The sequence below is a fragment of the Chitinophaga ginsengisoli genome, from assembly GCF_003014595.1.
Classification (GTDB): Bacteria; Bacteroidota; Bacteroidia; order Chitinophagales; family Chitinophagaceae; genus Chitinophaga; species Chitinophaga ginsengisoli.
The window spans coordinates 177,241-191,041 of record NZ_PYGK01000001.1; the positions used below are offsets into that span (position 1 = coordinate 177,241).

General features: G+C 45.8%; 11 protein-coding genes. 4 read left to right on the forward strand and 7 right to left on the reverse strand.

The window, feature by feature from the left end; all coding sequences use genetic code 11:
• Positions 1-23 precede the first annotated feature (23 nt).
• The gene (locus CLV42_RS00710; RefSeq protein WP_106599986.1) at positions 24-362 is read right to left on the reverse strand and encodes a Rieske (2Fe-2S) protein; all 339 of its coding nucleotides are present in this window, start codon (positions 360-362) and stop codon (positions 24-26) included.
• A gap of 2 nt (positions 363-364) precedes the next feature.
• Positions 365-1,558: a GTPase HflX gene (hflX, locus tag CLV42_RS00715; RefSeq protein WP_106599987.1), complete on the reverse strand. Its 1,194-nt coding sequence runs from the start codon at positions 1,556-1,558 to the stop codon at positions 365-367.
• Positions 1,559-1,736: 178 nt separating this feature from the next.
• Between hflX and CLV42_RS00720 the strand changes: the two genes are divergently transcribed.
• Together CLV42_RS00720 and CLV42_RS00725 are read left to right on the forward strand one after the other, a co-directional pair.
• Positions 1,737-3,722, forward strand: coding sequence for a S9 family peptidase (locus CLV42_RS00720; RefSeq protein WP_245901390.1), 1,986 nt, complete (start codon positions 1,737-1,739; stop codon positions 3,720-3,722).
• Positions 3,723-3,799: 77 nt separating this feature from the next.
• On the forward strand, positions 3,800-4,588 hold the full coding sequence (locus CLV42_RS00725; protein WP_106599988.1) for an enoyl-CoA hydratase-related protein: 789 nt from the start codon (positions 3,800-3,802) through the stop codon (positions 4,586-4,588).
• A 96-nt stretch (positions 4,589-4,684) separates the two neighbouring features.
• On the opposite strand, the gene CLV42_RS00730 is transcribed toward CLV42_RS00725, so the two are convergent.
• Positions 4,685-5,383, reverse strand: a complete 699-nt coding sequence (locus tag CLV42_RS00730; protein ID WP_106599989.1) for an outer membrane beta-barrel protein — start codon at positions 5,381-5,383, stop codon at positions 4,685-4,687.
• Between the two features lie 170 nt (positions 5,384-5,553).
• Between CLV42_RS00730 and CLV42_RS00735 the strand changes: the two genes are divergently transcribed.
• A complete protein-coding gene (locus tag CLV42_RS00735; RefSeq protein ID WP_146154288.1) occupies positions 5,554-6,600 on the forward strand; it encodes a tetratricopeptide repeat protein in 1,047 nt (348 codons plus the stop codon).
• A 12-nt stretch (positions 6,601-6,612) separates the two neighbouring features.
• Positions 6,613-7,155 (forward strand): metalloprotease family protein, encoded by a 543-nt coding sequence (locus tag CLV42_RS00740; protein ID WP_106599991.1) that lies wholly within the window; start codon positions 6,613-6,615, stop codon positions 7,153-7,155.
• A gap of 66 nt (positions 7,156-7,221) precedes the next feature.
• On the opposite strand, the gene CLV42_RS00745 is transcribed toward CLV42_RS00740, so the two are convergent.
• The 4 genes from CLV42_RS00745 to gcvT form a co-directional block, all read right to left on the reverse strand.
• Entirely contained in the window at positions 7,222-10,965 is a 3,744-nt protein-coding gene (locus tag CLV42_RS00745; protein WP_106599992.1) for a DEAD/DEAH box helicase, read from the reverse strand.
• Between the two features lie 182 nt (positions 10,966-11,147).
• Positions 11,148-11,876, reverse strand: a complete 729-nt coding sequence (locus CLV42_RS00750; protein ID WP_106599993.1) for a 2-phosphosulfolactate phosphatase — start codon at positions 11,874-11,876, stop codon at positions 11,148-11,150.
• A 93-nt stretch (positions 11,877-11,969) separates the two neighbouring features.
• Positions 11,970-12,443 (reverse strand): SRPBCC family protein, encoded by a 474-nt coding sequence (locus tag CLV42_RS00755; RefSeq protein ID WP_106599994.1) that lies wholly within the window; start codon positions 12,441-12,443, stop codon positions 11,970-11,972.
• A 34-nt stretch (positions 12,444-12,477) separates the two neighbouring features.
• Complete coding sequence (gene gcvT, locus CLV42_RS00760; RefSeq protein WP_106599995.1) at positions 12,478-13,566, reverse strand: glycine cleavage system aminomethyltransferase GcvT; 1,089 nt, start codon at positions 13,564-13,566, stop codon at positions 12,478-12,480.
• Positions 13,567-13,801: the final 235 nt, after the last annotated feature.

Genomic DNA, 13,801 nt, shown 5'->3' on the forward strand with positions numbered 1-13,801 from the left:
GGTTTAATCGAAAATTAACAGGGTCACCAACCAAACAAACTGGATTTTTCAAATCCGATATACAAACCATCTTCGCGATGTTCCAACGGATAAGTCTTCAGGTAGAAGCCCTCACCACTGCTGTTGTAACCATTCTTAATATTAAACCGGTACCTGTGCAGCGGACAGACAACATTACCGGCATCATCTATAAAACCATCTGCCATGATACCGCTAGCATGCGGACATTTATAAGCAAACGCATAGATCTGCTGCCCATATTGGGTATAACAGATCTTTTTGCCCTGAACCTCCAAAACACCTATCTCACCCTCCCTTGCATACAGGTCTGATAAACGATGCCAGTTGTATTGTTTTGCCATGTCTAATAAAAATACTCGCTCTTGTATGGGTAACGCTCCCTGTACAGGGTAATAACTTTATCCATGATAGTCTGGCGCAGTTCATCAATATTCTTACGCTCTAAAGCAGATATGAACACACAGTTACCCTGAGTCCTGGTTTCCCAGTTCTCTTTCAGCTGGTTCAGGATGTCCTGCTTGATATCATCAGCCAGCCATTTGTCGAATGTCTGCTGCTCATACAGGTCCATCTTGTTAAAGATCATGATGCTGGGCTTGTCGAATGCCTTCAGTTCCTGCAGGGTACGGTTTACCACTTCTACCTGGTCTTCATACTGCGGATGGGAAACGTCTACTACGTGCAGCAGGATATCACTTTCCCTTACCTCATCCAACGTGGACTTGAAACTCTCAACCAGGTGATGGGGCAACTTGCGGATAAACCCTACCGTATCGCTCAGCAGGAAAGCTGTCTGGTCAAACACTACTTTACGGGTAGTAGTGTCCAATGTAGCGAACAGCTTATTTTCAGCAAATACTTCACTCTTACTCAGCAGGTTCATGATGGTGCTCTTGCCTACGTTCGTATATCCTACCAGGGCTACACGAATGTATTCTCCGCGGTCCTTACGCTGTGTAAGCGACTGTTTGTCAATCTCAGCCAGGCGTTTCCTCAACAGGGATATTTTATCCTTGATAATACGACGGTCAGTTTCAATTTCCGTTTCACCCGGACCACGGCTACCGATACCACCTCCCTGTCTTTCCAGGTGACTCCACATCCCTTTCAGACGGGGCAGGATGTACTGATACTGTGCCAGCTCCACCTGCACTTTTGCCTGAGCCGTACGGGCACGGCGGGCGAAAATGTCAAGGATCAGGTCACTACGGTCTATCACCTTCACATTCAACACCTTCTCTATGTTGGCTATCTGTGAGCCCGTCAGTTCATCGTCAAATATGACAAGATTGATATTTCTGCCTGTAATAAAATCCTTAATCTCCTCCAGCTTGCCCTTTCCTACAAAAGTGGCCCTGTCGGGGTGGGATAATTTTTGGGTAAACCGCTTCACAGTAGTAGCACCAGCCGTCTCCGCCAGGAACACCAGCTCATCCAGGTATTCCTGTACCTGGCGCTCTGACGACTGCTCCTTATGAATCAATCCCACGATAACCGCTCTCTCTTCCTGTTGTACAACTTGTTTCTTCTCAATCAAAGTTTATAATAATTTACTGCAAAGGTATGGAATTAGTCCATAGCCCCATAAACAGCAGGGCATGGCTGGTAATCCGCCGGCTCCTACGTTACAACTGACTATTTTACCTACATTTAGCGTCCAAACAAAATCTAATATGCATAAATCAATTTTGTTAACATCACTTTTAATATCAACTATGGCAGTGGCCCAGCAGAAAATGACGCCTGAGCTGCTCTGGCAATTGGGCAGAGTCAGCGGAGAAACAATTACAGCAGACGGGAAAACAGTTATCTATGGCGTTTCGCGATATAATATCGCAGAAAATAAAAGCGAAAAGAACCTCTACGCCATTCCCCTGGCAGGAGGTGCTGCTAAGCAGATCACCACGGAACCCGGTGCAGAGGGAGATGTCAGTGCTGTAGACGGACAAAAGATCAGGTATTCCTATAAAGGTCAGCTGTGGGAAGTCAATGCTGATGGTACCAGTGCTACCCAGATCACCCATGTTGATGGTGGATTGCAGAATATCCGCGTTTCCCCTGACGGGAAACATGTCCTGTTCTCCAAAGAAGTGAAGTTGAAAAAAGTGGCTGGCAGCGATTATTATCCAGACCTTCCTAAATCCAATGTACAGATATACGACAATCTCAATTACCGCCACTGGGATACCTGGGAAGACGGCAACTTCCAGCATGTATTTTATGCTACCTATGAGAATGGTCAGATAGGTACACCTGTAGATATTATGGAAGGGGAATTATACGACTGTCCACAGATGCCCTTCGGCGGTACGGAAGATATGATCTGGAGCCCTGATAGCAAGAGCATCATCTATGTTACTAAAAAGAAGTTCGGTAAGGAATATGCTGTCAGCACCAACACCGACATCTACGAATACAACCTGGAAACACACGCTTCCAAAAACCTTTCAGAAGGACTTGCCGGCTACGATGTAGCGCCCTCTTTCAGTCCTGATGGCAAATACCTGGCCTGGCTGGGCATGGCGAAAGATGGTTTTGAAGCTGACAAAAACGATATCATTATACTGGACCGTGCTACAGGTAAACGTACCAATCTTACCAAAGACTGGGATGGCACTGTTGCTTCCATCTACTGGAACAAAGACGGTAAACAACTGCTTTTCCTGGCGGTCGTAAAAGGTACTGAACAGCTGCTGGAAATTAGTTTTCAGAAAGATATCGCAGCTACCACCGCGAAGAATATACGCCAGGTAACAGAAGGCGATTTTGACATCAATGGTATCATCGGACAGGTTGGGAATACGCTTGTAGTATCCCGCACTGACATGAACCATGCTGCAGAACTCTTCACCGTGCAACTGCCAAAAGGTACTGTGCAGCCACTCACCACGGTAAACAAAGAGACCTACGACAAAACCGGCATGTGCAAAGTGGAAAAACGCTGGATCAAAACTACAGACAACAAAGAAATGCTGGCTTGGGTTATATTCCCACCAGATTTCGATCCTGCTAAAAAATATCCAACCTTATTATACTGCCAGGGAGGCCCGCAGGCAGCACTTTCCCAGTTCTATTCCTATCGCTGGAACTTTCAGCTGATCGCTTCACAAGGTTACATTGTGGTTGCGCCTAATCGTCGCGGTATGCCTGGACATGGCGTAGAATGGAACGCGTCTATCAGTAAAGACTGGGGAGGACAGCCAATACGCGATTACCTCAGCGCTATTGATGCTGTAAGCCAGGAACCTTATGTAGACAAAAATCGCCTGGGTGCAGTAGGCGCCAGCTACGGTGGTTACTCCGTATATATGCTGGCAGGTGTACACAACAACCGCTTCAAATCATTCATTGCACATGATGGTCTTTTTGACCTGAAGAGCTGGTATGGTACTACCGAAGAACTATGGTTCGCCAACTGGGATATCGGCGCTTACTGGGATGCTGCTAATGCAAAGGCACACAAAGAATTCAATCCAAGTGAATACGCCAATAAATGGAATACCCCTATCCTGATCATCCAGGGAGGTATTGATTTCCGTGTAGGCATTGAACAGGGCTTACAGGCTTTCCAGCTCGCACAACTGAAAGGGATCAAAAGCAAACTGCTGTATTTCCCTGAAGAAAATCATTGGGTGTTGAAAGCGCAGAATGCCCTTGTATGGCAACGTGAATTCTTCCAATGGCTGAAAGAAACACTATAAGAAATAGTCCTGCATTAAGCACCTGTATCGGTGCTTAATGCAGGATCAATACATTCAACTATAAATTCCCCAACGTTATGTTCACCTCTCTCTTATTAGATATCAGTGAAGGCATTGCCACTATCACACTCAATCGCCCTGATGTTTACAATGCTTTTGATGATCCACTGAGTTATGAATTACAGGATGCCCTTAAACAGGCAGAAAAAGATGCTTCCGTCAGGGTAGTGGTATTGACCGGCGCCGGTAACAAAGCTTTCAGCAGCGGACAGGATCTGAAAGCTGCTTTGAATGGGAATGGCGGGAAACGCGATCTCGGTGAATCGCTGCGTAAACGCTATAATCCTATCATCAGGGCTATCAGGAATATGCCCAAACCCGTTATCTGCCAACTGAACGGCATTGCGGCAGGAGCCGGTTGTTCCATCGCCCTGGCCTGCGATATGATTATAGCCAGTGAAACTGCCGCCATGGTGGAGATATTCATTAATATAGCCCTGGTACTGGACTCCGGATCCTCGTATTTCCTGCCTCGTACTGTAGGATATCACAGGGCCTTTGAGCTGGCTACCAAAGCTACCAAACTATCGGCAGCAGAAGCCCAGCAACTCGGTTTTGTTTATAAGGTGGTGAAACCGGAAGAACTGGAAGCCACTGTACGGTCCGAAGCTTCTTTTTACGCCGATGCACCTACCAAGGCAATTGCCCTGCTGAAAAAAATGCTGACAAAAGGTATGACAGAAAACCTGGACGCAGTGCTCGACTATGAGGTTTATTGCCAGGAAATTGCCGGGAACACTACCGACAATACCGAGGGAATACAAGCCTTCCTCGAAAAACGGAAGCCTGTTTTTAAAGGTAATTAACACTGTATGCCGCTACAGCTATAACAGACCTATAAAAGCGAAAGGGCGTCTCTTCAACGAGACGCCCTTTCGCTTTTAATATTTTTTATCCGCAGATTATAAGCCGCTGAGCATAAATCCGAAGGAGTAAGGATTCACATCATAAGTACCGTTGCTCTTGAATATGCTATTCAAAGCATAAGTGCCATATACTGCGAAGTTACCATAACCCACTCTTGCAGTACCGGCAAAACGCCATGTATTGAAGAGGCGTTTGCTGGCTTCTTTTTCAATCAGTTTTGAGCCATTTACATTAGCCACTGAGCGGGTATGTGCATTCAGCAGGTTACCTATTTTCAGACCCACACCTACCTTAAAACCTTTGTTTGCATTTTCAGGCACCTGACGGTAGCGCAGCTCCAATGGTAATTCCAGGTAAGTAGCAGCCAGCTTGAACTTGCTGTAAGCATCCGTTTTCTGGAAATCCGGAACAGTAGATGCATTTCTTAGGTCCAGGCTCATTTTACTCAGATGGTAATGATCAGACCCTATTCCTAAACCCGCCGCAAGGCTGAAATTAGTTGCCTGCAAAGGAATATCGTACATAAATGCAATATTGAGCTGGCGGTTAAAACCAGTATTAATAGCTCCAGCTCCTGTACCAGTCAATCCAACATATCCCAACTGAATCACTAAGAAATCCTTGGAATGTGAGGCTGCTCCCATAGCTTTATTAGCAACTGCATTCTTGGCATCCTGTGCAAAAACGCCAAAAGAAGCGGCCATCAGTCCCAGCGAAAAGAATAATTTCTTCATGTTTAAGTATAAAGTCTTGAAAAAGAATATTAGGCAAATTTAATGGAATAGGAATAAAACAAAGGGTTAAAATATTTATAAAATATTAGGTCCCATTTATATCTCTGTGCTGCCCTTTCCTAATACCGTTCTAAAAACATATCTTTCGACTGTATAATATGTTAGAGCCTATGGAAGAATTTAGTAATGGCATAAACCTGCGTGCAGCAGGCTGCGCTAAATGCCACAATCCCAAATATGAACGTGGTTATAAGGTCCGGCTTTGCAAAGACTGCCGGCGGGAATTATCCAGGTACCCAGTTAAAAGAGAAGTTATTTGGGGAGCATTAGGGGTGAGCGTTATATTATTGCTTGCCCTGTTCCGTTTACCTACTTATTTCAGGGCAGGAGTCGGCTATATGAAGGGGGTACAATTTGCAAAAGAGCATAAATATGTCAGCGCCAACAAGCTTTTTACAAGCACTCTGCAAAGATTTCCGGGCCATACCAGCTCTATCATACACCTCATCACTGCTGCCTATTTCAATGAAGACCTGTCCCGGATTGACAGCCTCCTGTCTGTGTTAATAGCTACCAAGGCTAACACCGAAGATCCCGAGTTGCTGGATGAACTTTCAGTAGTAACAGATAACAATCGCTATTATAAGATCCAGGATAGTGCTATAATCAGCCAGCTAAGCGCCCTGGAGCATGACACTGCTGCCAGCCGCACGATACTGGAAGCCTATCTCCAGAAAGCGCCTTATGACCTGGCTGCAGTAGTAGAACTGGCTTCTATTTATCTTGGTCATGATAATTATAGTGGCGTGGATAGCCTTTGCAAAAAAGCAATACATGATGCGCCTCAATTCAGGCCGCCATATTACCTGATACTGGCCTCCCTGAAAGATCAGAAAAAATATAAAGAAGGATTGACGCTTTCAGAGGAACTGCTGGCACAGAACCAGGAATCAGTAAGTGCGCTTGTTCCTTATACGATCTTCCAGCTCAAGCTTAAAAAAGATAAAGAAGCGCTCATTGCCGCCCAACAAGCATACCGGCTGGCGCCGGATGCCCCGGAAGTGCTTTCTCTGCTTTCCCTGGCTTACCATTTTAATCATCAGCAACAGCAATCCAACCAGATGCTAACGAGGCTTCAACAGCTACCGGAAAAAGACAGTAGCCGGCTGTCAGATCTTCAGAATTATATTACCGATAAAACTCCCTACAGGGATTAAAATACTTACAAGATGATGATACCTGGCGTTTATATGGCCCTTATCACCTTTCCGGGTGTAATAGTGCACGAGTTTGCCCATCAGCTCTTCTGTCGCCTTTGCGGAGTAGCGATCTTTGATGTGAAATACTTCCAGATGGCCGATCCCGTAGGATATGTACAACATGAACCGGCAAAGAAACCCATTCACCAGCTACTCATTAGCGTAGGCCCTTTCATTGTCAACAATATACTTGCGCTTGCACTGGCCTTTCCGGCTGCCATACCTGTATTCATGTTCAATGATGGTTCACCCTTTGATTTCCTGTTATTATACCTGGCACTCTCCATCGCCATGCATGCCTTTCCAAGTACGACAGATGCGAAAGTGATGTGGGATGCAATCTGGCACGGGAAAGATACCCCCCTATGGTTGAAGATCATTACTGTTCCGATCACAGGCTTGATCTATGCGGGGGCCATGGGTTCAGTGATATGGCTTGACCTGGTCTACGGAATGGGTGTCGCCTTTGGATTGCCTATACTGATCATTAAATTCTTTTCACAGCTGCTATAATCCTCTTAAAATAAAAAGGACGTACCGCTGATTGGTACGTCCTTCTCTTTATCAATAAAGCTTGTATTAACTGAACAGGTAAAGCACATCTTCTTTGGTGAGCTTCTTCACAAATCCGGAATCATCGGCAATGATCTCCTTCACCAGCGATTTCTTACGCTCCTGCAATTGCAGGATCTTCTCTTCCACAGTATCCTTACAGATCATACGGTAAGCAAAGATATTCTTCGTTTGACCAATACGGTGAGTACGGTCGATGGCCTGTTGCTCCACTGCCGGGTTCCACCATGGGTCCACGATATACACATAATCTGCCGCCGTCAGGTTAAGACCCACACCACCCGCTTTGAGAGAGATGAGGAATACCCTGCAATCGTCATTGGACTGGAAGTTCTGTATTGCGCGTTCACGCTCTGATGCCGATGTGCTACCATCGAAGTATTCGAACGGTATCTTCATGTGCTGCAGCTTCTCCCTGATCAGCCCAAGCATACCCAGGAACTGGGAGAAGATCAGCACCTTATGGTTACTGATGTTCTCAGACATTTCACGGGTCAGCTCATGCAGTTTCACGGAATGGTTCGGATACTGTTCCGCCTCATTCAGGATAGCAGGAGAGTCGCATATCTGGCGAAGTTTCATCAGGCCCTGGAGGATGGTCAGCTGTGAGCGTTCCATACCCTGATCTTCGATTACACCCAATATTTTTGAACGATAGGAGTTCCGGTAGGCATCATAGATATGCCGCTGCTCCGCATCCATCTCGCAGAAGATCACCGTTTCGATCTTCTCTGGCAGCTCTTTCGCAACCTGCTCTTTGGTACGGCGCAGAATGAACGGATAGATCAGCTTACGCAGATGATCCTTTCGCTCCTCATCCTGGAACTTATCTATCGGCGTAGCAAATTCATTACGGAAGAAATCCACACTTCCCAGCATACCCGGATTCAGGAAGTTCATCTGGGCATAAATGTCAAATGTATTATTCTGCATCGGCGTACCACTCAATGCCAGTTTGTTTTTGGTATTCAGTAGCTGCGCCGCTTTGGTCACTTTACTCTGCGGATTCTTGATTGCCTGGGACTCATCCAGTACCACATAGTCCAGGTCCATCTTCATCAGCGTCTGTACATCACTTCTCAGGGTACCGTAGGTAGTGATCAGGATGTCAAACTTCAGCAGCTCTTCCACAGTTTTCAGACGGGTAGGGCCGTGATGAATATGATAGGTCATCGTAGGCGTGAACTTCTTGATCTCATTTTCCCAGTTATAGATCAGTGTAGTAGGACATACCACCAGCGCCAGGCATTTATCATCATTCTTATTCTTGTAATGCTGGATAAATGTCAGTGCCTGGATCGTCTTACCAAGACCCATATCATCTGCAAGGATACCTCCCCACTTCACTTCATCCAGATAGTTCAGCCACTGGAAACCGCTTTCCTGGTAGGGACGCAGCGTTGCCCGCAGGTTACCCGGCAAGGCAATATTACGAATCTCGTCAAACTGCAGCAGCTTACGCCGCTTCTGTTCCAGCTCCAGTAATATCGCATCGTCATCAATGAACTCAAACAGTTCATCAATCACACTGAAATTGTATTTACTCAGCTTCAGTGCGCCTTTATCTTTTTCCTCCCCGATCTTGAATAACAGGGAGTATTTTTTCAACCATTCTTCAGGCAGCAACCCCAGGGAGCCATCAGCCAGTTGCACATAGTTCTGTTTACCTGCCAGCGCCTGTTTAATATCCCTGATGCTCACCTTCTGATCACCATAGGTCACTTCGATCTGTGCATCGAACCAGTCGATACCAGAACTGATCTGCAGATTGGTAACCGGCTTATGGGCGCTGAACTTGAAGTTCTTCAGGTTCTCAAATCCGAACACCCGTACATTCATTTCCTTCAGTGTATCAAAGAAGAGGAAGAACCAGTTGTTCTTCAGCGCCTCTTTGGCCTTCAGGAAGAAGTAATTATTTGAATTAGGCTGGGAGAAATTGGTATGCAGCGTACTCAGTTTATCCACAAACTGTTGTTCTGCTTCTTTGTTCCGGTGGATGATCAGTACCTTATTCCCTTCCTGCACCGTTATTCTGCCGTCATCATTCCAATCGACTTCCTGTCCGTGATAAGCAAATCCTGGCTGAATAATGAAAGTTTCACCTACTTCACGCAGGAACACCCTGCATTCAGGCAGAATATCATCCACTTCCGCCAGCAATGAGTTATCAAACTGTATCTGGTATTGCTTACTCAATGGCAACAGGTAATCCTGCAAATAGGTGCCCCACTGGTCAGCGGGAATACGGATACGTCCATTCTCACGGAATAATTCTACATGCAGTGCATCCTGTGCATTTTCAAACAGGTACAACACGTTATTCTTCAGGAACAGTATAGAGCTGTCCCACTCATTATCAGATACATTGACCATTTCTCCTTCGATGAGAACATGGCAGGTTACTTCGATAACGTCAGCAGCGGCGTGTGTTTTGAAGACAGGCTGTAACCTGTCGCCGGCCAGGTGAACAGGCTGCAGGTTCTTTGTTTTGAATGGCTGCCGGTTCGGTAACAGGAACAACAGGCCATGTGCCGCTATCTGCGGGAACAACTTGGCCAGTTTCGGATGCAGGTACTCCAGCATCAGTTCCTTCGTTTCTGTAGGCAGGGCCGATTCATTATCATCATGGGTAATGTTTTCCCAGATGCCTGCAAAAGGAGAGTTCTTGCTGAGAAATTTGCTGACCTCCATGCCCTGCACCTTGCGGACAGGAGTGATCAGATCACGGTCAGCTTCTTTATAAAGGTAAAAGTCTACGTACTTGGAGAGATCCAGTTTATTGACCAGGGAGACAAAAGCATCCTGTTCCTCATTTACATCACCGCTTACCAGGTCTATCCGGAAGAATGGATATAGCGGTTCATTGGCATTAAACACAACACCTATGCGCTGAGTAATAGCTGCCGATACCTCTGGTGGCGGGGGAGGAGCAGGCTGCCTGCTGGCCAGAGCGCCGTCAACCCTTTTGATACTTGGATCAAGTACCCGCAGGAAAGGCTTACCCTCCATATAGGAGAAGGTGAACTTGCCTTCCAGGTTATCATCGAGCGAATAACCGTATAAGGAGAGGAGTTTGTTCTTTTCCTTATCCCAGTTACGCAATGTGTCAAAATAATAGGGCCCCTGACTATTCAGCAAGTACAGGAACAGGGCGGTCTTATGCTTACACACAGCATGTTCTGTTTCATCGCAGGTGCAATGTGTATCAAAGAAACGCTCTTCGTTCCGCTGAATGATCAATGGGTATTCCTGTCCTTCGTATTTAAGGGTCGCTTCTACTTTTTCATCTTTCGCAGCAGTGATCTTGAAGCTCTTTGCAGATTTTGCCATTTTCTCAGCTTCTGCAAATATCTCATTGGAAGTGAGCAGTTTGAGCGATTTCAGGTCTATGAACTTCATTTTTACCAGCGTATGCTGCTGGTTATATTGGGTATCATAGCTTTCAAAGTGATTTTTATCCAGCATTTCCTGCAACTGGAACATAGCGGCAGCTTCATGCCGGCAGATATCGCCAAGGTTGTAGGGACACTGGCAACGGACAGACATAATGCCTGTCTCATGATATTTGTTAATGGAAACGCGATAATAATTTGCATGGGTATCGCTCTTTACCCTGAAAGTGGCCGATTTGAGAATAGGATCAGCTTCTAACAACTCCACACCTCCGGTCGCAAAGATGCGCTTCCCCCTACGGATCACCTCATCGGTTCCGTTATTATATACATATTTCAGTAGCTGGGGCAGCGACATAGTTTCAAATTGCCCGCTTTATAAACCAACCGGGTTAAAAGCTAAAATATTTAGCAGCTGGTGAAAAGGCAATTCACAAAAGTACGCAGAAAAATCCTAAAAAGCTAGAGCATAAGGAGCCTTAGTGCTACAATGTATCACTTCCAGAAACAAACACTTTATAAAAAGAAATTATCTTGCCGTTATTCCGCAGCCACTAGCTCTCCATTTCTATAAACAGGTAGTACGTTGGCACCATCTGCTGTAAGACAATACTGAATATCTTTCTCCAGGCCATATTTCGCCAGGCGTTTATAATGAGACGCCTGCTTCATAATCTCTTGGATGTTGTCTTTTGATACCTCGTACAATGTCTCTGCAGCAATAGCAGAATCACAGTCTACTGTAAAATGCTCCCTGATCCTGCTTACTACAGCCCCTGCAAACAGGGTATCTTCCATATTAACACGGTCTTTCCAGGCGGCACATCCCAGTATAACCGGTTTACCCTGTGCTACCAGGTAGTCACACACTGCAGAAAGGTTTGGAAATGAGCCTGTAATGATCTGGATGGCGTCTTTGGCCATATGCAACAGTTTGGTACCATTTGTAGTGGTTAGTACCAGTGTCTTGTCCTGTATAAATTCGCGGGGATATTCAAACGGGGAGTTCCCGTGCAGCAAACCTTCCGCAATCCGTCCGTCCCTTTCACCGGCTGTTACGGCACTGTCCCCCAGTTGTTCGCCGATGCTGACACATTCAGGTACAGAAGCTACGGGTATCACCCGGGAGGCGCCGTTATATAATACTGTACAAATCGTAGACGTAGCCCTCAACACATCAATAATCACCACAATACTGTTCTTCACATCATACAAGTGTAACAATGCCGGTGATAAACATACTTCTAAAGTCGGTTTCTGCTGTTCCATTGCCCATATTTAAAAACAGGATGAAGGTCCGGGAACTGAACATCGTCATATCATGTCAATCCCAATTCCTGGTCCTTCATCCCGATTATATCATTAGTCTAATATCACTCTCCATTTCTCTGTCTCCGCATAATCCTTAATCACTTTGTTTCTCAGTGTCAGCAGGTTGGTCATATACTTGTGCAGATAAAATTTCTCAAACAATCTGCCCAGCCAGCCATAAGGTGTTCCAAACTCCATGATATCAATTGCTACAGTACCATTACCTATTTCCTTAAAATGGTGCTCATGTTTCATATAGGTAAAATCTCCTGTCACCATCTCATCGCAGAAATACTCTGTTTTACGCATTTCTGTAATGCGGGTGGTCAGCTGCCTCACCTTACCCAGGTGTTTGGCCCGCCAGGTTACCGTTTCATCCAGATCTATCAGTCCGTTGGTACGGCCGCTGATCGCTTCCTCATGCATATGCGCCATACTGCGCTTATGCAACGTAATGCTCCGGCTCAGGTCAAAGACCCGCTCCAGCGGAGCATGAATTACGGTTGTGATATGAATTGTAGGCATAGAATAGATATGGTTTTTGCAATTATATGCTAACTTAACTTAAGAATGGCACCTTTACAACTCTGGCTTTCAATAATTTGTCCCTTACTGCAATAAATATTTCTGAATCCTGGGTCGCAAATGCAGTGTTTACATACCCCAGGCCAATTGCTTTCTGCAGGGAAGGCGACTGTGTACCAGAGGTTACTTTGCCTATCACCTTACCGGCGGCATCTTTGATCTCGTAATCGTGACGGGGAATACCCTTATCCACCATTTCAAAACCTACCAGCTTACTGGTCACGCCTGCCGCTTTCTGCTGTTCAAATTTACTGCGGGAAGTGAATTCTTTAGTAAATTTTGTAATCCAGCCCAAACCTGCTTCCAGTGGGGAAGTAGTATCGTCAATATCATTTCCGTAGAGGCAGAAGCCCATTTCCAGGCGGAGGGTATCACGTGCTCCCAGGCCAATCGGCTTCAGACCTTTAGGGCCTCCTACTTCGAAAATGGCATCCCAGATCTTTTCTGCTGCGCCATCTTTATCTTCAAAATAGATCTCAATACCACCAGCACCGGTATACCCCGTGGCGCTTACCAGTACATTAGGTACACCAGCAAATTCGCCCTTGGCGAAAGTGTAATACTTCAGGTTTACCAGTTCAATACTGGTCAGCGGCTGCAGTATGCTGGCCGCATTAGGTCCCTGAATAGCCAGCAGGCAGGTCTTGTCGGAAATGTCGTGCATTTCCACCCCCTTAGTATTGTGTTTGCTGATCCAGTTCCAGTCCTTCTCTATATTGCTGGCATTCACCACCAGCATATATACCTTGTTTTCTTCGATACAGTATACCAGCAGATCGTCTACAATTCCACCTTCATCGTTAGGGAGACAGCTGTATTGTGCCTTTCCCACGGTCAGTTTGGATGCATCGTTGCTGGTAACCCGCTGGATCAGGTCCAGCGCATTTTCCCCCTTCAGAATGAATTCACCCATATGGCTCACATCAAACACCCCTGCATTATTCCTGACAGCCAGGTGTTCATCGTTAATACCTGTATAGGAAATCGGCATGTTATACCCTGCAAAAGCAGCCATCTTAGCGCCCAGCGCTACGTGTTTGTGTGTAAATGGTGTGTTCTTCATAAATTTAATGATCAGTTCTGTTTTGGGTATGATTTCAGGTTTAAGTTTTGTTTAAGCCCGGCAAAAATAGGCTGATTTTCCAAATTCGGCGGCCAAATAGTGATTTTGGTTCAATAATTGCCTCTGGGAACAACGAGCACCGCCAGCGAATCATCCTTACCTGCAACGGTATATGAAGAACTTTGAGCATGAAACTGTTATTAGCAATCAGTACATTCACTGCTAATCAATCACT

Coding starts and splice junctions, on each gene's coding strand:
- gcvT (WP_106599995.1), bottom strand. CDS start 13,566: ATGAAGAACACACCATTTACACACAAACACGTAGCGCTGGGCGCTAAG.
- CLV42_RS00750 (WP_106599993.1), bottom strand. CDS start 11,876: ATGGAACAGCAGAAACCGACTTTAGAAGTATGTTTATCACCGGCATTG.
- CLV42_RS00730 (WP_106599989.1), bottom strand. CDS start 5,383: ATGAAGAAATTATTCTTTTCGCTGGGACTGATGGCCGCTTCTTTTGGC.
- CLV42_RS00710 (WP_106599986.1), bottom strand. CDS start 362: ATGGCAAAACAATACAACTGGCATCGTTTATCAGACCTGTATGCAAGG.
- CLV42_RS00755 (WP_106599994.1), bottom strand. CDS start 12,443: ATGCCTACAATTCATATCACAACCGTAATTCATGCTCCGCTGGAGCGG.
- CLV42_RS00735 (WP_146154288.1), top strand. CDS start 5,554: ATGGAAGAATTTAGTAATGGCATAAACCTGCGTGCAGCAGGCTGCGCT.
- CLV42_RS00720 (WP_245901390.1), top strand. CDS start 1,737: ATGGCAGTGGCCCAGCAGAAAATGACGCCTGAGCTGCTCTGGCAATTG.
- CLV42_RS00740 (WP_106599991.1), top strand. CDS start 6,613: ATGATGATACCTGGCGTTTATATGGCCCTTATCACCTTTCCGGGTGTA.
- CLV42_RS00725 (WP_106599988.1), top strand. CDS start 3,800: ATGTTCACCTCTCTCTTATTAGATATCAGTGAAGGCATTGCCACTATC.
- CLV42_RS00745 (WP_106599992.1), bottom strand. CDS start 10,965: ATGTCGCTGCCCCAGCTACTGAAATATGTATATAATAACGGAACCGAT.